This is a genomic window from Pedobacter suwonensis (assembly GCF_900111825.1).
Taxonomy (GTDB): Bacteria; Bacteroidota; Bacteroidia; order Sphingobacteriales; family Sphingobacteriaceae; genus Pedobacter; species Pedobacter suwonensis.
The window spans coordinates 209,911-229,948 of record NZ_FOJM01000011.1 but is presented as its reverse complement, the minus strand read 5'-3'; the positions used below and the strand labels follow the sequence as shown (position 1 = coordinate 229,948).

Annotated in this window: 17 protein-coding genes; 8 read left to right on the top strand and 9 right to left on the bottom strand. The window is 40.3% G+C overall.

Going from position 1 to position 20,038, the window contains the following annotated elements; all coding sequences use genetic code 11:
* From BM107_RS15755 to nth, 3 genes are all read right to left on the bottom strand, one after another.
* On the bottom strand, positions 1 to 295 hold a 295-nt coding region (locus BM107_RS15755), incomplete at its 3' end, for a transposase (protein ID WP_139222297.1).
* 117 nt (positions 296 to 412) lie between these two features.
* A complete protein-coding gene (gene recA / locus BM107_RS15750) occupies positions 413 to 1,438 on the bottom strand; it encodes a recombinase RecA (RefSeq protein WP_090985019.1) in 1,026 nt (341 codons plus the stop codon).
* 122 nt (positions 1,439 to 1,560) lie between these two features.
* Complete coding sequence (nth, locus tag BM107_RS15745; protein ID WP_090985017.1) at positions 1,561 to 2,226, bottom strand: endonuclease III; 666 nt, start codon at positions 2,224 to 2,226, stop codon at positions 1,561 to 1,563.
* 772 nt (positions 2,227 to 2,998) lie between these two features.
* On the opposite strand from nth, the gene BM107_RS15740 reads away from it, so the two are divergent.
* Both BM107_RS15740 and BM107_RS15735 read left to right on the top strand, forming a co-directional pair.
* The gene (locus BM107_RS15740) at positions 2,999 to 3,475 is read left to right on the top strand and encodes a DUF3347 domain-containing protein (RefSeq protein ID WP_090985015.1); all 477 of its coding nucleotides are present in this window, start codon (positions 2,999 to 3,001) and stop codon (positions 3,473 to 3,475) included.
* A gap of 12 nt (positions 3,476 to 3,487) precedes the next feature.
* A complete protein-coding gene (locus BM107_RS15735) occupies positions 3,488 to 5,779 on the top strand; it encodes a multicopper oxidase family protein (RefSeq protein ID WP_090985013.1) in 2,292 nt (763 codons plus the stop codon).
* A 16-nt stretch (positions 5,780 to 5,795) separates the two neighbouring features.
* Here the strand turns inward: BM107_RS15735 and BM107_RS15730 are convergent, their stop codons facing one another.
* Positions 5,796 to 6,755, bottom strand: a complete 960-nt coding sequence (locus BM107_RS15730; RefSeq protein ID WP_090985011.1) for a hypothetical protein — start codon at positions 6,753 to 6,755, stop codon at positions 5,796 to 5,798.
* Positions 6,756 to 6,959: 204 nt separating this feature from the next.
* On the opposite strand from BM107_RS15730, the gene BM107_RS15725 reads away from it, so the two are divergent.
* The gene (locus BM107_RS15725; RefSeq protein ID WP_090985009.1) at positions 6,960 to 8,057 is read left to right on the top strand and encodes a fatty acid desaturase family protein; all 1,098 of its coding nucleotides are present in this window, start codon (positions 6,960 to 6,962) and stop codon (positions 8,055 to 8,057) included.
* Positions 8,047 to 9,108, top strand: a complete 1,062-nt coding sequence (locus tag BM107_RS15720; RefSeq protein ID WP_090985007.1) for a fatty acid desaturase family protein — start codon at positions 8,047 to 8,049, stop codon at positions 9,106 to 9,108. The genes BM107_RS15725 and BM107_RS15720 overlap by 11 nt, the downstream gene beginning before the upstream one ends.
* Before the next feature lie 423 nt (positions 9,109 to 9,531).
* Here BM107_RS15720 and BM107_RS15715 read toward each other — a convergent pair whose 3' ends face one another.
* The 3 genes from BM107_RS15715 to BM107_RS15695 all read right to left on the bottom strand — a co-directional run bounded on the left by BM107_RS15715 (position 9,532) and on the right by BM107_RS15695 (position 12,398).
* The gene (locus tag BM107_RS15715; RefSeq protein ID WP_090985005.1) at positions 9,532 to 10,716 is read right to left on the bottom strand and encodes an MFS transporter; all 1,185 of its coding nucleotides are present in this window, start codon (positions 10,714 to 10,716) and stop codon (positions 9,532 to 9,534) included.
* An 814-nt stretch (positions 10,717 to 11,530) separates the two neighbouring features.
* The gene (locus tag BM107_RS15700) at positions 11,531 to 11,725 is read right to left on the bottom strand and encodes a hypothetical protein (RefSeq protein WP_090984998.1); all 195 of its coding nucleotides are present in this window, start codon (positions 11,723 to 11,725) and stop codon (positions 11,531 to 11,533) included.
* A gap of 88 nt (positions 11,726 to 11,813) precedes the next feature.
* Positions 11,814 to 12,398, bottom strand: a complete 585-nt coding sequence (locus tag BM107_RS15695; protein ID WP_090984996.1) for an RNA polymerase sigma factor — start codon at positions 12,396 to 12,398, stop codon at positions 11,814 to 11,816.
* A 261-nt stretch (positions 12,399 to 12,659) separates the two neighbouring features.
* Here BM107_RS15695 and uvrA point away from each other — a divergent pair, with 261 nt between their 5' ends.
* Both uvrA and BM107_RS15685 read left to right on the top strand, forming a co-directional pair.
* Entirely contained in the window at positions 12,660 to 15,473 is a 2,814-nt protein-coding gene (uvrA, locus tag BM107_RS15690) for an excinuclease ABC subunit UvrA (protein ID WP_090984994.1), read from the top strand.
* Positions 15,474 to 15,481: 8 nt separating this feature from the next.
* Entirely contained in the window at positions 15,482 to 16,135 is a 654-nt protein-coding gene (locus BM107_RS15685) for a LysE family transporter (protein ID WP_090984991.1), read from the top strand.
* Positions 16,136 to 16,357: 222 nt separating this feature from the next.
* On the opposite strand, the gene BM107_RS15680 is transcribed toward BM107_RS15685, so the two are convergent.
* Together BM107_RS15680 and BM107_RS15675 are read right to left on the bottom strand one after the other, a co-directional pair.
* Positions 16,358 to 17,677, bottom strand: a complete 1,320-nt coding sequence (locus tag BM107_RS15680; RefSeq protein ID WP_090984989.1) for a M23 family metallopeptidase — start codon at positions 17,675 to 17,677, stop codon at positions 16,358 to 16,360.
* Between the two features lie 3 nt (positions 17,678 to 17,680).
* Complete coding sequence (locus BM107_RS15675) at positions 17,681 to 18,121, bottom strand: hypothetical protein (RefSeq protein WP_090984987.1); 441 nt, start codon at positions 18,119 to 18,121, stop codon at positions 17,681 to 17,683.
* 196 nt (positions 18,122 to 18,317) lie between these two features.
* On the opposite strand from BM107_RS15675, the gene BM107_RS15670 reads away from it, so the two are divergent.
* A complete protein-coding gene (locus BM107_RS15670) occupies positions 18,318 to 19,160 on the top strand; it encodes a metallophosphoesterase family protein (protein ID WP_090984985.1) in 843 nt (280 codons plus the stop codon).
* Positions 19,161 to 19,176: 16 nt separating this feature from the next.
* On the top strand, positions 19,177 to 20,016 hold the full coding sequence (locus tag BM107_RS15665; RefSeq protein ID WP_090984983.1) for a hypothetical protein: 840 nt from the start codon (positions 19,177 to 19,179) through the stop codon (positions 20,014 to 20,016).
* The last annotated feature ends 22 nt before the right edge of the window (positions 20,017 to 20,038 follow it).

Genomic DNA, 20,038 nt, shown 5'->3' with positions numbered 1-20,038 from the left:
TGTTCTGGGCAGACAGGAAAGCATTTTGTTTCTCCAGGAGTTTGAGTTTAGCTTCCAACTCCAGGATTTTCTGTTCAGGTGTCTTGGGCATATGAAAAGGAGATTTATGCTCCCAATCAAAGTTACCATATTTTTGCAACCATTTACGAACGGTGCTGTCACCCTGTATACCGTATTTAACTTTAGCTTGAGATAAACTCAATGTCCCATTTTCAACCTCGCTAACTACTTGAAGTTTAAAGCTTAAGGTGTAATCTTTCTGACTACGTTTCGAATAATTTGTTTTTTCCTCCATAAGGATACTAGTTTTTTGTATCGCTATATTAGGACTAGACAGATGTTGGAATAAAAAAGCGTCCTGATTTTAAAATCAGGACGCTTTTTCTATATTCACAGACTAAATTGATCAGGCTTATTTTTCTGCCAGATGCTCGCCCGTTACTTCGGTTTTGATCTTATTTTCTAGTTCCTCTGCAAGTTCAGGATTGTCGCTCAATAATTGTTTTACTGCATCTCTGCCTTGTCCCAGCTTGGTATCTCCATAAGAGAACCATGAGCCGGCTTTTTTGATGATGCCAAAATCGACACCTAAGTCGATAATCTCGCCATTTTTGGAAATACCTTCTCCAAACATCACATCAAATTCTGCAATACGGAAAGGAGGAGCCACTTTATTTTTAACAATTTTTACTTTAACACGGTTACCGGAAACTTCGTCAGAGTCTTTGATTTGTGAAATACGACGGATATCTAAACGTACCGATGCATAAAATTTCAAAGCGTTACCACCGGTTGTGGTTTCTGGGTTACCAAACATTACGCCGATTTTATCACGTAACTGGTTGATAAAGATACAGCAACATCCGGTTTTGGAAATCGTTCCGGTTAATTTACGTAAAGCCTGACTCATCAAACGGGCATGTAAACCCATTTTACTGTCGCCCATTTCACCTTCAATTTCACTTTTAGGAACCAAAGCTGCAACAGAGTCAATTACGATTACATCTATAGCGCCGGAGCGGATTAAATTATCGGCAATTTCCAATGCCTGCTCACCGTTATCGGGTTGAGAAATTAAGAGGTTATCGGTATCTACGCCTAGTTTCTTGGCATAAAACTGATCGAAAGCATGCTCCGCATCAATAAAAGCAGCGATACCGCCTTTTTTCTGTGCTTCGGCAATGATGTGTGTAGCTAAAGTTGTTTTACCGGAAGATTCTGGTCCATAAATCTCGATGATACGTCCTTTTGGAATACCGCCAATGCCTAAAGCAATATCTAAACTGATTGATCCGGTAGAAATAAAGTCTATCGGTTCAACAGCAGTATCGCCAAGTTTCATGATGGTACCTTTACCATATGATTTCTCTAGTTTATCTAAAGTAAGCTGAAGGGCTTTTAATTTATCTGGATTTGCAGTGCTTATTTCTTTTTTCATTGATTACGTAAATATAATTGATTGTCGGCTAATATGCTAAATGTTTGATATTCATAATACTAAAATATTTAGCTAATGTAAGGCTTTTTTTGGCTAATGTCAATAGTAAATTTAAAATATTTTTAGGCTTTTAATTTATCCCTTTCGTTTTGCGCAGTTAAGCGTTCAAAATACCTGCACATGTAAGTAATTTCACACACCTCACATTTCGGGTTTCGGGCTATACAAACGTAGCGTCCGTGAAGAATAAGCCAGTGATGGGCGATATGGATATCGTGTTCTGGAAGGTTTTTGACCAGGTCCTTTTCAACTGCTAATGGGGTTTTGCCATTGGTTAAGCCCAGGCGGTTGGCCACGCGGAAAACATGGGTATCAACTGCCATTGCCGGTGCATTATAAATTACAGATGCAATTACATTGGCTGTTTTGCGTCCTACCCCTGGCATTTTCTGCAGGTCGTTAACTTCCGAGGGAACCACATCATTAAATTCATTCAGCAGCATGTTGGCCATTCCTACCAGGTGTTTTGCCTTGTTGTTGGGGTAGCTGATGCTTCTGATATAATCGAAAACTATATCGGGTGTAGCCTCAGCTAAAGCCTTGGCATTGGGAAAGCGCTGAAAAAGAGCTGGCGTTACCATATTCACCCTCTTATCGGTACATTGCGCCGAAAGGATTACTGCTACCAAAAGCTGATAAGGGTTATTATAGTGTAACTCGGTTTCTGCATCAGGCTGCCTGGCCGAAAAATGTTCTACAAAAAGTTTGTAGCGTTCTTTTTTAAGCATGTGCAAATATAGGTTAAAGATGGAGAATGCAATGTGCTAAATGTGAGATGGGTGATGTAAGATGGATTAGGTAACGTGGGTGATGTAAGATGGATTAGGTAGGATGGATTAAGTAAAATGGATGATGTGAGATGGATAGAAGAAATTTTATAGAAAATTCAGCCTGAAAGGGTTGAAGGGGCATGTAAAGAAATTAACTGGCTTTAAATGGGAGCGCAATTTGCTGTTAAGATTAAGGTTTGTTCCCGTTTTCCGCTTCTATGCTTTTCCCAAAAATTCGGGATACCTCGTTGCTCCAGGGTAGCGATGCAACGGGGGCTGGGTAGTAATGCAGTATTCCATTTTTAAGGTATTCAGTACGTACGGCCCTTGTTCCTAAACCCGGATTAAGTAGAATAGCCTATAGCCAGCGAGGACTGTAGGTTGAAGACTAGTGGGGTATTACTAAAAGGATCTTGCCATTTTTGCCGTAACCCTTGTTCAATAAACCCGGTAGGAGCGGTCATCCCGACTTGTTCTGTCGGGATAAAGCGGATAACGGGACTGCTGCCACCGAAGAATTACAGAACGTCCGTTTCCAAAAAAAAGAAAAGATACCACCGCTACCTGCCAGCACAGTCGAATCCTTTTATAATTGTTTAAACAAACCATTTAATTCCTCAATAGTCAATGCCTGGCGTACCTTAACCCTATAATTATGTAAACATTTCCGCTAAAAGTGTAAAGTTACTAAAGGCCATACCGCTAGTTTTGTTTAAAATTTAAGCGCAAAATGAAAACTTTGATTAAATTCTGGATCCTCCATGTCCTTTTACTGGTTGTAGCTGGCGACCTGTCAGCACAAGAAAAAACAGTAGGGCTTAATCCTCTGCAGGCCTACTACGAGATTAAAGAGGCTTTAATCAGCAGTAATGCAGGTTTGGCTGGTGCAAAGGCTACTCAATTCATTAATGCAATAAAGGCAAACGAAAGAACCAATGCTTCGAAAGTATTGCGTGACAAAATATTATTTGATGCCGGGCACATCGCCGGGAGTAAAGATATTGAACATAAGAGAGATGATTTCTCTTCCTTATCAGCCGATTTTTATGCCCTGGTAAAAGCATTAAAACTAAACGATAAACCTGTTTATTATGATTATTGTCCGATGAAAAAAAGCTATTGGTTAAGCGAAGACGAGGTGATCAAAAACCCATATTATGGTAATATAATGTTGAGTTGTGGCAAGATAGCCGAAGTACTTAAATAAATACACGATAACATGAAGTTTATTTTAGTTTGTTGCCTGGCTATTTTGCTTTATAGCACTGCTTTTGCCCAACATCAACATGGTGCGACAGAAGCAGCCGGTCCCGGAAAAACGCTCAGTGAAGCAAGCACCGTTACAAGTTTAAGCAACAGCAGGCCGCCCAGAGTAGTACGATATGATCTGTACGTTGCCGATACAACGGTAACTTTTGGCGGGAAACCTAAAAGCGCAATTGCAGTTAACGGACAGATACCCATGCCAACGCTAACCTTTACCGAAGGCGATACTGCAGAAATATATGTGCACAATAAACTAAAAGAAACAACCTCCTTACATTGGCACGGACTATTTTTGCCTAACCGCTATGATGGCGTTCCTTACCTTACACAAATGCCCATCAAACCAAATGAAACCCATGTTTACCGTTTTCCGATCATACAGAACGGTACCCATTGGTACCATAGTCACTCGGGTTTGCAGGAGCAGATTGGCATGTATGGCGCGATGATTTTAAATAAAAGAAAAGAGCCGGTTATGCCCACGGTACCTGTAGTTTTAAGTGAGTGGACCAATATGAAGCCTCATGAAGTGGACAGGCGGTTACACAATGCGAACGACTGGTTCGCGATCAAAAAAGGTACAACGCAGAGTTATGCTGAAGCCATAAAAGGTGGACACTTTAAAACCAAACTCACCAACGAACTGAAACGGATGACTGCTATGGATGTGAGTGACGTGTATTATGAAGCGTTTTTAGTAAATGGAAAAAATCAGTACCAGGTGCCAAACAAACTGAAGGCGGGCGATAAGATCAGGTTGCGCATTGCTAACAGTGGGGCCTCCAGCTATTTTTGGCTCACCTATGCTGGTGGTAAAATAACAGTAGTGGCCAGTGATGGTAACGATGTGACGCCTGTTGAGGTAGATCGGCTGATGATTGCCGTATCAGAAACTTATGATGTAGTTGTAACCATTCCTGAAAATAAAAGCTATGAGTTTTTGGTTACGCCTGAAGACCGTACAGGATCGGCATCCCTGTGGCTGGGCAGCGGACAGCAGGTGAGCGCTCAGAAACTACCCAGACTGAAATATTTCGAAGGCATGAAAATGATGAATGAGATGATGGACATGAATGGTAATATGGTGCAGATGGATGGCATGAAAATGCAGAATCAGGTAATGGATATGAATGCCGTTATGTATGCTGAGCTGGATCGCAGTGGTGGAGATACCGCTGTAGCTGATGCACATAAAGGCCATGATATGGGTGATGGCGGTGGGATGAAAGCATCACTCAAAACATTAAATTACAATATGCTGCGTGCACCCGAAAAAACGGTTCTGCCGGAAGCACCCTCCCGGCAGATGGAGTTTCAGCTAACGGGCAATATGAACCGTTATGTTTGGACCCTGGATAATAAAACGATTTCTGAAGCAGATAAAATCCTGATCAGAAAAGGTGAAAACCTGCGCATCATTCTATACAACAACAGCATGATGCGCCATCCCATGCATCTGCATGGGCACGATTTCAGGGTAATTAATGGACAGGGCGATTACGCGCCTTTAAAAAACGTACTTGATATTATGCCCATGGAGCGTGATACCATTGAGTTTCGCGCTTCAGAAAGTGGCGACTGGTTTTTTCACTGCCATATTCTGTACCATATGATGAGCGGTATGGGTAGGATTTTTAGCTATGAAAACTCGCCTCCAAACCCTGAAATTCCCAATCCCAGGCTGGCACAGCGAAAGCTTTTTGCTGATGACAGGATGTTCCATTTTATGGCCGAAAATGATTTTGCCAGTAACGGAAATGATGGCATGGCCATGCTGGCCAATACACGCTGGCGTATCGGGACCGAGTGGCGCCTGGGTTATACTAAAATGCACGGCTTTGAAACCGAAACCCATGTTGGCCGGTACATCGATCGGATGCAATGGTTAATGCCTTTTGTCGGTTTCGATTGGCGGTACCGGAAAATGGATGTAACTAAACAGGAAAGTAATATTTTTGGCCAGAAAAATACAAAAGACAATAGAAGCATGTTTAGTTTGGGACTTGCCTATACCTTGCCTATGTTGGTTATTGCACAGGCAGAAGTATATCATGATGGTAATGTCCGCCTGCAGTTAATGCGTGAAGACATACCCGTTTCCAGGCGTTTAAGAGCAAGTTTTATGGTAAATAGTGATAAAGAATTTATGGGCGGACTTAAATTCATTACCACTAAATACATGGGAATTTCTGCTCATTATGACAGCGATATGGGCTTTGGTGCAGGCTTAACCCTTAATTATTAAGGTGTAATGTGCCAGGTTAATGCCTGGTTATTTCTTTCAGCAATTTATCGCATTCGGCAAAAGCATGATATAAATACTTATTGCGGTGTTTTTCGCCCTGGCCGCTAAAGGAAACCGATTTCATAATCAGGCCCTGCATCCATTGTTTGGTTTGCCTGCAATAAGCATGGTCTTCTGTTTTTAAGTAATTAAAAGTATTAAACCTGTTATAGCAGGTCATACGGTCTTTAAAATCAACCAGGTAAGCAATGCTTCCCAGTACATCGCAACTGTACCAGTTGAAGGTATGGTTTGGGTCAATGGTTTTTTTGCTGCTAATGGCATACATATTCATGTCGGTAAGGCAATACCTTACCTGTTCCACAATCTTTATAGCCAGTTCGGTGTCGGTAAGATGGCCTGCTTCGAATGCATACCTGATTTGCTCAAGTGTACCCGTTACGGTATCTTTCGACCATATTTCGGTACTCGGTATTTCCAGGTAAGCGGTGTGCAACTCCTGGGAAATTTCGGTAATCTCATCGGATAGAATGGGAGCGCTAAAAGATTTCCCATAGTTATTGGCACTATTTGCCCAAAAGAAGAGTTTAAAGCTGGTAAGTTCGGGGTATTTGAAAAAATGAAACAAGGGGATGTCATCCGTGGTGATGGTGATGTGTTTCTCCTTACTTTTTTTAATGGCTTTAATGTTCTCCAGCAGATTGCGCAGGTAGTTTACCATATCCAGATCTTCGTTTACACTTAAATAGCTAAAAGTAACAGAAAGAGAATTCTTCGGACTGTACAGAAATGGAACATCGAAACAGTCAGAGAGTTTGATGATCTGTTGAAAGGTAAGGTTGCTGTCGCCTCTTATTTTTTTATAAGCCTCATTGGTGCTGATCCCTAATTCTTCTGCTATACTTAATGCCAGGTTCTGGTACTCGGGCAATGCCGCTTTAATGGCTTGAAAAAATAGCACTTGCTGATTATCCATAAAGATTAATTTTTTAATTGAATATAGTAGTTTTTAGTAATCAAATGGATTATTTCTTTGGGCCAAATTGCAATATATAACTTATAAATTCTTACATGCGTCTTTTAATTCCTTTAAACAATAATTATTGAGGAGATTATAATCTTTAAGATTTATTGTGATTTGTGTGATGTTTTAGATTTGGTTAGGATAACACGAATTATTATGAACAAATTAAGATTTATGAAAGATGAAGGCTCCGAATTCTATAAAGAATTGAATGAGCAGATTGAACAGTATTTTATTGATAAAGGGCTACAGAAAACCGGAAACACAAAAATGTTTTTCAAGATTTTCCTTTATTTCTGTTTGGACATCCTGTTTTATGCCTTAATGATTACCAGTCATTCGGTATTTGCATTTTATGTTTTTTACCTGCTGATGGGACTTTCTGTTTTGTTAACTGCTTTTAATATTTCGCATGATGCGGCCCATGGTGTAGCAGTAAAAAGTAAATTCTGGAACCGGATACTATTTTCGCTGAGTTTTAACCTACAAGGGAACAACGCCTATGTATGGGGCAAAAACCATAACGAATCGCACCATTTATATACCAATATAGAAGGCAGTGATATCGATGTACTGAATAATCCATTATTCAGGATGACTGAATCTCAGCCTTTGTTATGGTTCCATCGTTATCAGTTTATTTATGCGCCGTTTCTTTACCTGTTCTATTCTATTAACTGGTTCTTTTTCAGGGAAACATTGATGTTGTTCAATCTGTCAAGCCGCACCATTAAAGTAGAGATTCCCCGCATTGAAGTTGTAAAGCTGGTGATATATAAACTCTTATATATCGGTTACATGATCATTTTGCCTGTTTATCTGTTGCCTTTCGGCTGGCAGACGGTTTTACTGGCTTTTTTGTTAAATCATTTTATCATTTCGCTATTGTTTGTGGCCGTATTAGGCGTAGCACATTTATCGGATTATGTAGTTCACCCGGTGCCTGATCAGGATCATAAATTGAATATGAGCTGGCCGAAGCTGCAATTGCTTACCTCAATAGATTATCATTCAGAAAGCAGGTTTTTAAACTGGACACTTGGTGGCTTTAATGCTCATGCGGTACACCACCTGCTTCCTAATATATGCCATGTACATTACCTTGAGATTATTCCAATTTTTAAAGCGCTGGCTAAAAAACACAGGCTAACTTATATGGAAATGTCTTATGGCGAATCGCTGGCTTCTCATTTTAGGTTTTTGAAAATGATTGGCAGAAGTGAGAACTTAATCCCGATGCGATATGAAGGATAAACATATTCATGTGGCGGCTGATAGTCAGTTGCTAAAAGAGATATACAAACGCGTCAGCGAAGAAGTGGTAGCTGATAAATCTGCATTTATGTGGGTAATCGTACTTAAATTCGTGGTGTATTTCCTGCTCACTTTATTTACCTATTTAGCTTTGTACCACATCGCTAACCCGACCGGTTTTGTAGGTTGTTTTGTTATCTATGGTTTTATCTCGCTACTCTTTGCTTTTAACTTTTCACACGACTTTTCTCATAATACCATCTTTAAAAACAAGCGGCTCAACCACATTTGCTTTGTAGCTATTTATACATTGGTTGGAGCGCATGCTGAGGCTTGGAAACTGCGTCATGTTAATTCTCATCATTATGCGCCAAATGTAGAAGATTATGATTCAGACCTTAAAATATCGAAATTGATCCGCGTGGTTCCTGGCAGCAAACATTATTGGTTTCATGCGTACCAACACCTGTATGCACCATTAGCTTATACAACCTATTCGCTGTTCTGGATTTTTATTAAAGATTTTGTGATTCTATTTAGTGACGATGGTTATGGCGCCAAAAAGAACATGAGATATTACCTGTCGTTTGTGTTCCAAAAATTCATCTATATCAGTTTGTTATTTGTTTTGCCCATGATATTTGCGATCCAGCCTTGGTATGTGGTGCTGACTGGTTTTTTAATGATGCACCTAAGTCAGTCGTTATTCTTGTTGTTTACCTTTTTTATGACCCACCATGTAGAGGATACGCAATATCCTAAAACTGATGCGCGGGGTTATATTAATGCCTCCTGGCTCATGAACCAGATCAGGAGTTCAAACGATATGCATCCTTTCAGTAAAACGGCAAACTTTATTTTAGGCGGCTTTAATAACCATATTGCCCATCATTTATTTCCGCATTATCACCATGTGTATTATCCACAAATCAGTAAGATATTATATGAAATGTTAAATGAAAATGGCATAACGCCTAATTGTACCAGTTATTTCGGAGGGATAAAATCTCATTTAAAGCTGTTGAAGAGAATGGGGAAGGTAGCGTTTTGAATGAGTGAAATAATTGAGTTTTGAATGAGAGAATGGTTTAGGTTTTCTTATTCTGTCATTCACTTATTCAAAAGTTGCCGCGCAGGTTTTTTTTATTAACGGCACAGACCCTTGATCATAAACCTGATGGAAACGGCAGCCCGAGCTTTTTCTGCGAGGCTATAGTGCACAGCAGGGCTGACTATTTTTGCTTACACCTACTTTCATTTCTCAAAAAAAGAGGCTTACTCATAAATATATGAATTGTCATCCTGAGCTTGTGGAAGGATATTTTTTTAAAAGTCTTACATGGCGTTTCGATACATTCGTCAAGCTCAGTACAGGCTGAGCTCAACGTGGCAAATTCAAAGTGAATTACAATTTATGATTACAGCCTCATCCCATCATCACAAAGCGCTACTTCGTTCGCAATGACGAATATTTTTAATGAAAAGAAGTAGCCGGCACTTTAGCCTTTTCTGTTGCGCCCTGATTGCTTTTAATGAGCCAGAAGGCAAACAAAGCGCCCACCAATGCCATAGCTGCACCCACATAAGCCGGTGAGGTATAATCAAAGCCATAAACCAGTGGCAGTCCGCCAAAGAAAGCGCCTAACGCATTACCAATGTTAAAACTCGCCTGGCTGGCAGAGGCCGCCAACATTTCAGAGCCTTTAGCACTTTGGATCATCAACATCTGGATAGGGGCAGCCAATGAGAAAGCGACAGCACCCGTAATAAAAGTCATGATTAACGCCAAAGGTTGGTTCGCGGATACAAAATGAACAATGGTTAAGGTAGCCACCATCGTGAGCAATAAAGCTGCAGATGCTTTGGCTGGAGAAAATTTATCGGCCAAACGGCCGCCAACGTAATTGCCGAACATCATGCCTAAGCCCGCCAGCATTAATATATAGGTTACTGCATTTGATGAAAAGCCTGCAACATCTGTCATTAACGGCGCAATATAACTGTACCAGGTAAATAGTCCGCCTGTTCCGATAGAAATCATAAAAATGATGATCCAGGCTTCTCTTTTTTTGAAGAAACTTAATTCAGCTTTTAAATCGCGGTTTTTCGTGGCTTCCAAAGCAGGTAGCCATAATTTTAAACTTAATAATGTTATCAAACCTACAAATACTACCACTGCAAAAGAGATGCGCCAGGAGAAATTATGGCCGATGAAAGTGCCTAGTGGTACGCCTACAATATTGGCAATGGTTAGGCCCATAAACATCAGCGATACGGCCTGTGCAGCTTTCCCTTTTTCTGCTATTCTGCTGGCCACTACTGATCCTACACCGAAAAATGCCCCGTGAGGCAAGCCTGAAAGTAACCTGGAGATAAAAAGAATGTTGAAAGTAGGTGCGAATGCGGAAAAGGCATTGAAGACCGTAAACATGATCATCAAGGCCATCAATATTTTTTTTGGTGGATATTTACCCGCAATCATAATTAACAAGGGCGCGCCGATTACCACGCCTAATGCGTAAGCGGAAATTAAATGCCCGGCCTGCGGAATGGTTACTTTTAGGTCTTTAGCGATATCAGGTAATAGACCCATCATTACAAATTCAGTAATACCGATGCCCAAACCACCTAAAGTGAGTGGAAGTAAATTCTTGTTCATTATGCCCTTAGTGTTAAAAATACACTATGCAAAGGTAGGGCTTTTTATGGTAGGGATTGTAAAAATTGGGCAATTTATGTGGGCAATGGAAGATGTTGGATGGAAGACGGGTGGTGTTGGATGGGGGAGGATGTTTACGGTTAACCTATTTAGAATTAATCATTATTACAGTTTTCAATGAGCAGTTTGCATTAACCCCGGATGCCACACCTTGAAACAAGTTATCATTGACCGAATACCTAAAAAAGTCGTCATTGCGAGGAGAGGAACGACGAAGCAATCTATCCTGCTAGTAATGCTTGACGCAAAGATTGCTTCGTCGGCTGGAAAAGTCTTCTGGCCATGAACGATCCTTTCAGAGGCTTATTTCCATTAAATACTTCTGTCAATCATATTGATTTTATACAATAAATTATTCCTACCATTGACAGAATACCTAAAAAAGTCATCATTGCGAGGAGAGAAACGGCGAAGCAATCTTTGCTAATAATCCTTGCTGTAAGATTGCTTCCCTGAAAATCGGGGCAGGCTGTCGGCTGAAAAAGCCTTTTCGCAATGACGATCCTTCCTGGAAGATTTATTTCCATTAAATGCTATTATCAATTATATTGATTTTTATAAGATAAATTATCCCTCACGATGACGAATGGAGGGGCGATTTGCGGTTAACCGACAAACCATAATTCGGTTAGCAATTAGCAGTTATCGATTATCAGTTGGCAATTTGTAATTTTACTGCTGATGAACCAATGGCTACTGAACTATAAAAAAAGGTTGTCCCACTCCGTGGAACAACCTTTCTACATTGCAAATTTTATAACGACCTGCTGTATGCTAAAATCTTATTGATGGTTTCGTCTTGAGGATCTTTAACCAGCGTATCTAACTTGCTTTTTATTTGATCATAAAATAAGTCGATTTCTGCATCAGATTCCATATCAGTTATTGGCTGAAACATGTTAGGTGTAGGTAAATTTACATTGTTTTTTGATGTAGAGGTTTTTGTCATAAGCAACTGAATGTGATAAGTTTTATAAACTTAACGATAGTTCAGATGCTTTATTTCAAACCCTAAAAAAAAATATGTAACATTTTTACTACCCTTTGTAGGTCATCTCTTTTGTTTTGAGCATTTTACGCAGGTTACTCAATGCATAACGCATACGGCCCAGGGCTGTGTTAATGCTGACATCAGTTAAATCTGCTATTTCCTTGAAACTTAAATCGGCATAATGGCGCATCAAAAGCACTTCTTTCTGCTCATCAGGCAATAAATGGATCATCGCTTTTAAATCTTTATGGGTTTGATCGCGAAGCATTTTATCTTCTGCGCTCTCATCATAAAAGTGTAGCATATTAAATACATCCATCCCATCCGCACTGGTGATGATCGGCGTTCTCTTTTCTCTCCTGAAATAATCGATAACCAGGTTATGCGCAATACGCATTACCCAAGGCAAAAATTTACCTTCCTCGTTATATCTTCCTGATCGCAGGGTATTGATCACTTTGATAAAAGCATCCTGAAATATATCCTCAGCCAGATATTGGTCTTTTACCAATAAGTAGATAGAGGTATAAATTTTACTTTTATGTCTTCTAAGAAGTTCCTGCAATCCATTCTCGTTCCCGGCAATATATACCTTTACCAGGTCCTGATCATTATATGATTGTAAATTCATAGGTTTACCTACACTAAATCCCGTACTGTTTGCTAAAAATTAATTTGTAGATGTTTAATTTCTATAGCTTATCTCCTATGTTTTTTTGATATGTGTTAGTTTGGTTTTGAGGTTGTTAATGTTCAAAGAAAGTTATTTTTTTATCAAAAAACAAAAAATAAAATGATAAAAAATAAATTAACCGCCTGAGTACCCTATTTTTGTATCTTCTAAAAACCCTAACCACATTCTGGGGTTATATATTTATATTCTTTATCATACATGAGCAAAAAAGAGGCCGAAAAAGATCCGCATAAAAATATTATCATAAAAGGTGCAAGGGTGCACAACCTAAAAAACATTGATGTTGCCATTCCAAAAAATAAACTTGTGGTGGTAACGGGCATGTCTGGTTCGGGTAAATCTTCACTTGCATTTGATACTTTATATGCAGAAGGGCAACGCCGATATGTAGAAAGTTTATCAGCATACGCCCGCCAGTTTATGGGCAGGATGAATAAACCGGATGTTGATTATATTAAGGGTATTGCCCCGGCAATTGCTATCGAACAAAAGGTAATTACTTCCAATCCACGATCTACAGTGGGTACCTCAACTGAAATTTATGATTACCTGAAATTGCTTTTTTCTCGTATAGGAAAAACCATTTCGCCTGTTTCGGGCAAGGAAGTGAGGAAGGATTCGGTAAGTACGGTAGTAGATTATGTAAACGCCATGCCTGAAGATACAACGGTAACCATTTTTTGTCCGCTATATCCGCATAATAACCGTACAATTAAAGAAGAGCTCGCAATTTTATTACAGAAAGGATTTTTACGGGTTCTGATTAACAATAAAATAGAAAAGATAGAATCTATTTTAGATGATGCTGATTTTAAAGACGAAGAACTTACTGATGATAAAACCGTTCAGATCCTGATCGATCGTATTGTAACCAACCAGGAAGAAGAAACATTAAGTAGGCTGGCCGATTCGGCGCAGACCGCTTTTTTTGAGGGTAAAGGCGATTGTTACGTAGAGGCACAGGGAACAACGAAACATTTTAGCGACCGCTTTGAACTGGATGGAATAAAATTTGAAGAACCTACGCCTAACTTTTTCTCTTTCAACAATCCTTATGGTGCCTGTAAACGGTGTGAAGGATACGGGAACGTTATCGGCATCGACGAAGATCTGGTAATTCCTGACAAGAGTAAAAGTGTTTATGATAATGCCATTGCCCCGTGGCGTGGCGAAAAAATGAACGTCTGGTTGCAAAACTTTATTAAAGCTGCACCCAAATTTGATTTTCCGATCCACCGTCCATACAGTGCACTTACTGAAAAAGAACAGCAGCTACTTTGGACGGGTAACAAATATTTTTCCGGTTTGGACGCCTTTTTCAAGGAATTGGAAGAGCAGACTTATAAAATCCAGTACCGTGTCATGTTATCGCGCTATCGCGGTAAAACCACCTGCCCTGATTGTAAGGGCTCGCGTTTGCGTAAAGACGCCTCCTACGTTAAAATTGCTGAAAAATCGATTATTGATGTGGTGCTGTTGCCGCTATCGAAAGCACTGGCCTTTTTTAATGAATTAAAATTGAGTGTAAACGACGCCAAAATTGCCAAACGTTTACTGGCAGAGATCAACAACCGTTTCCTGTATTTAAACAATGTGGGTTTGGGATATCTTACCTTAAACCGTTTATCGAACACTTTATCGGGAGGAGAATCGCAAAGAATTAATCTGGCAACATCTTTAGGCAGTAGCCTCGTGGGCTCGGTTTATGTGCTGGATGAACCCAGTATCGGTTTGCATCCACGCGATACCAATAAACTGATAGAGGTATTGGTATCGCTCCGCAATGTAGGTAATACGGTTTTGGTGGTAGAACACGAAGAAGAAATGATGCGTGCCGCTGATTACATTATCGATATCGGTCCGGAGGCGGGTACGCATGGCGGTAACCTGGTTTTCAGCGGTAACTATGAAGAGATTTTAAAAGACAAAAATAGTTTAACAGGTCGTTACCTGGCTGGAATTGAGAAAATTGCCATTCCTTCGAAACGCCGTAAGTGGAAAGATCATATCCTGATTAAAGGCGCAAGGGAAAACAACCTGAAAAATGTAGATGTTAAATTTCCGCTAGGGGTTTTTACTGCGGTAAGTGGCGTTTCGGGATCGGGTAAAACCAGTTTGGTGAAAAAGATTTTATATCCGGCGCTACAAAAAGCGATCGGAAACTACGCGGGTGAACAAACGGGTGCTTATGATGGTATTTTTGGTAATTATGACTTGGTAAGTGCAGTAGAACTGGTAGATCAGAATCCAATCGGCCGTTCCAGCCGTTCTAATCCGGTTACTTATGTTAAAGCCTGGGATGACATCCGTGCGCTTTTCTCTGGTTTGCCTGCTGCAAAGGCCGCCGGACTGAAGCCTGCAGCCTTCTCTTTTAACGTAGAGGGTGGCCGTTGTGATGTTTGCCAGGGAGAGGGCGAGGTGAAGATCGAAATGCAGTTTATGGCCGATATTTACCTGCCTTGTGAAGCTTGCAATGGCAAACGGTTTAAACAACAGGTATTGGATGTTACTTATAAAGAAAAAAATGTTTCTGAAATTTTGGATATGACCATTGATGAGGCGGTTGATTTCTTTAAAGACGAACAAAAAATCCTGAATAAATTAAATCCGCTGGTTGATGTGGGTTTAGGTTATGTGCATTTAGGTCAATCATCAAACACTTTATCAGGTGGTGAGGCACAGCGTATTAAATTGGCGTCGTTTCTCATTAAAGGGAATAATGCCAATAAAACCGTATTTATTTTTGATGAGCCGACCACCGGTTTGCACTTTCATGATATTAAAAAACTGTTAAAGGCATTAAATACCCTTATTGAGCAAGGTAATACCATTTTGGTTATCGAACACAATATGGATATGATCAAATGTGCCGATTGGGTTATTGACATTGGTCCTGAAGGAGGAGATGGTGGTGGTAGTGTAGTATTTGAAGGCGTACCAGAGGAACTGGCTAAAGTAGAAAATTCGTATACCGGAAAATATTTGGCTGCGCATTTAAATTTAAATCCATAATTTCGGCGATGCTTTTTTTAACGTTTTTCATCGGTATCATTCTCAATGCCATGGGATATATTCCCCCTGGCAATATTAATCTCACGGTGGCGCAGCTTGCTATTAACAAAGGCATGCGGCAGGTTTGGTATTTCATTTTATCCTTCTCGTGTGTAGAGGTATTTTTTACCTTCGGGATGATGCGCTTCGCTAGGTGGGCCATGAGTGATATCAATCCAAATGAGGCTGTTAGTGAGGTACGCCTTGGCACTTTGGTGGATTGCTTTATGATTGTGATGTTTCTGGTGATGGGCACCATTACCTGGAAAAACAGAAAAAAAGTACCGAAAACCAGTAATAAAAAAGAAGATAAGCGTAGTGGCAGTATGCTTTATGGATTGATTTTAGGGGTGCTAAACCCTGTCCAGATCCCATTTTGGCTGTTTTTTGGAAATTATGTAATTCTGCATCAATGGATCGAAACCGATTACCTGTCGCTGGTGATTTTTAGCCTCGGCTCTGGCGTCGGTTCTTCACTCGCGCTTTACCTTTATGCCCATTTTGCCACTTACATTCAGGAAAAATTCGCGCTGAGCAGTTTGCTCATTAATAAATCTATCGCTATATTTTTATTTGCACTGGCAGCCTATCTGGTTGTAAAGCAGGCAATCGTAATGCTATAAAACTAATTCAGGGTCTGTATTTCGCAGGCCTTTTGTTTTTAGTCTTTTTAATGAATTTTTCTTAACGGAGATTTGTTCGCAGTTCTTTTTTGCCCGGGTGGCGCTGAAAGCATGGAATTAGTAAACCGAGTTCGATTAATACTTTAATCAAAGCAATTGCTTTTTAGTTCCCTGGGATAACGAGATCATCATGCTGAATTATTTTATCAGCAGCTTTGATTGTTATTTTATAATCCAGCCTGTTTCTGTATCAGCATTAACGAGTTGATACTTGCCGAAAGCACCTAAAAGGTTTACACGCTGCCCTTCTTTTAGCGTTGTTTTAAGCGCCGCCAAACTATCAGGTCTGTCATAAACTTCCTGCTGAAATAAATTTATCTTAAGTTTTTTCAGGGGCTCAATTGCCTGTTCAAGACTATTACTTTGAATAAAACCTATGCTTCCATCGGGCAGTTCTACCTGATAGTAATTTCCGGTCGCAGCATTTGCAAGTAAAATTGTTCCCGTGTTAAGCGAAATTAAAACATTTGCTTTACGGTCTGGAGAAGAGACCATTTTAGCGGTAGATTTAGTCCTTAAAATTTTATTTAAGTTATTGCCGGAAGCAGTTATGGCAACCGGGGTTTTGGTTACCGGATCTATAAAGGGTAGTGGGTTTACTGCACCATTTGCCGTGTAAATGCCGAAATGTAAGTGGGGAGGCGTGGTTCGGGCATTGCCAGTATTTCCCATAAGCCCCACGGTATCTCCAATTTTTACTTCCTGTCCTTCTACGGCAATCTGTTTATCCAGGTGGGCATAATACAAAGTATAATCTTTACCCCTTGGACGCATCCAAACCACTTTTCCACCCAGGTTGTTTTCGTTTACACGGGTTACTGTTCCTTCTGCAATCGCCAGTACAGGCGTTCTGAAACTGCCAAAAATATCTACACCTTCATGTTTTCTGGCGTCATTATCCCTGCCATCTCCCCAATAACTTTTTATGCTGTTGGCGTTTTTTGATTTTATCGGGAAAGCAAGAGACGCTCCGGTGGTAATCTCTAATTCGTAGGCTACACTCTGCAGCAGTTCTGGTTGTAGTCTGATCAGATAGGCGCCTGTTTCCTCAATATCAAAAATGATCGGATTATTTAAGGTATCGGCTGATGCGATAAGTTTTGGGGTTTGATCTGCGCTATGCCAAACATCAATATAAATCAAGGCACCGGCTGATGGCTTTTTGTTTAGTTTTATGTTTAGTTTCTGCCCTTTGGTTGCATTGAACTTGTAAGCTGTCGCCGGGACCCGGTCGGCAGCGAAATAACCGTTTTCTCGATAAGGAATACTAATGTCTAATGCTTTTTGCATACTCATTGTAGCCGCATTTAACCACGCCGATCCCATTGCTGTTTTATCAAGCCCCACATTCACCAATTTTTTTTGATATTGCTCATGCGGGCTAGCGGCCTTAAATAAATTAACTGAGCCTGTTTTGCATGATAGTACGCCCATTGCCATAGCAATGCAAAAGAGCCAAAGTGCAGGTCTGTAAATTTTCATTGCCTAAGCCTTTTTCAATTGTTTAAAAACCGCTGCGGTTACTAATCCACCTATCAGGTACCAGGCTACTGTTAATATTTTTGTTTTATCGGTTTTAGTTACCGGAGTATCATCTAATCCAATTTTATCCGGTATGCTAATTGCACCCAGACCAGCAGTAAGACCGGCTATTGCACCTTTAAAATAAATATGTTTTTTATCTCCCAAGCCAATGGCGCTGTAGTATAGGGTATTGCTGATGATATCACCTGCAAGGGTGGCCAGATAAAGATTGTCTCCGTCAGGACTGTCCAGTTTCAAATTGGACAAGGATTTGGAAAGTGCCTGCTTACCCAAAAGGTCAATCCGGGGTGCGTCGCGATCAAACTGCCTAAAGCTTTCATGTAATATATTTAAGGCTGCAGCACCTGCAAAGCCAGCGAGTAAGGATTTAAATGATTTCATAATAGAATAATCCCTGCAAGCGGCAAATTGTTTTATGAGCATCGGGATTACGCCATGAATCGCAATTGCCGCTCCATTATGTTATAAAATTGATACACAGATTAGGTTCTGTTAACTTAATCATAACATTAAATTCATGTTTAAGAAGTCTGCCTAAACTAATATTGGATTTTGATACAAAACATATTTTATCCTTATGTCTAACAGACGTTTTTTCCTGAAAAATAGTTTGGCTGCTGCGGTAGTAGCCGGTTTATCACCAGTTCTGCCATCATTTGCCGAAGAGAGGAATATTTCAGTCAAACGGGAAAAAGGACCAAAACTTCGCTTTGCCATCGCATCCGACGGACACTATGGGCAACCGGGAACTGATTATAAACTTCATCACGAAAATATTGTGAAATGGCTTAATGCCTCGCATGATGAAAATCCGCTGAATTTTGTAATTATTAATGGCGATCTGGTACACGATCGGCCTGAATTACTGAAAGAAGTTAAGAAAGATTACTATGATCGTCTGAAAGTTCCTTTTTATGCCGTGCCTGGTAACCACGACCATGCAGATACTGGGCTTTGGAAATCGGTTTTCGGTTACGAGGATAACTTTTCTTTCGAAAAAAATGGGGTGGGTTTTGTTTTAGCAAATACCTCTGATACTAAAGGGACTTATTTATGCCCTAATAATGATTTTTTAAAACAAGAGTTGGATAAGTTTAAAAACCTGAAGACTGTTTTTGTGGTATTGCATATTCCGCCACATTTCTGGGTGCCTGAAAGCCCATTTGTAGATTGTCCGGATGCAATTAAACTTTTGCATAGCTATACAAATGTTAAGGCTGTGTTTCATGGCCACGACCATAGTTTAGATGCGGTTTTTTATACCGATAAGCTACCGCATTTCTTTGATGCCCACATTGGTGGCAACTGGGGTACGGCCTATAAAGGTTATCGCATTGTAGAAGTGGATGAAGACGACAAGATTAAAACCTATCAGGTAAATGCAAGCGGATCGCCATTATTAAATGAAACCAGATTTTAACCCATAAACAATCGTAATGAAAAAGATATTTTTGATGTTCGTTTTTGCTGGTGCGGTTTTAAATTGTGCAGCACAGAAAATAAGCGAAACCATGCCTGCTATTAAAATCGGAACTGATGCTGCGCAGCCCTTTTTGTTTTCGCTGAATACCCTAACGGCGGAAAATCCCCGTTGGAATATCCACTACTCTGGGAGTTATGGAGAAAGAACCAGCGGACAATTCGGGTATGATGGCTTGGGACAACAATTTGGGGTTAAAGGATATTTAGGCAACAGATTTACCTTATACGCCACAGCGGCGATCGGCTTTGCTAATTCAGGAGGCGTAACATCTGCGCAACAGGCTGAAGTAATCAGAGATCTGGTAGGAGGCAAAGGTATCTCTGGGTTTAGGCTAGGCGCAGGCTTAGGCTTAAGCAGAGATTGGTCGAGTATAGGTGCTGCAATTAGCCGGATTACTGCTTCGTTTGATCAGACCAATTGGAGAATGGCGGGCAACCTTCGCTTCGAAAAAGCTTTCGATAAAACCAGAGATAAACTGGATTTTATTAGCAGTTTTGGCTATCAACATCGCGTTTCTAATGTTTTATATGTTGGCCTTGAAGCCCTGGGACAAGATTTAGAAGGCTTTTGGGAGAAAGACGAGGCAGAGGGAGGCGCAAAGTTAATGATCGGGCCATCCATCAACCTGGAACCAAACCATTCGAAACTGTCTTTCTCCATTTCTGGCGGCCCGGTGTTCTATGCCACCCGTAGTAATGTCATCCCCTCAGAGGCCATTAGGGAAATCGGTTCTGTCGCTTCGGGTAATGGCTATACGATCAGGGCCCTGGTTAATTTTAATCTTCATCGCTAATGTGCATGCTTCAAATTAATAA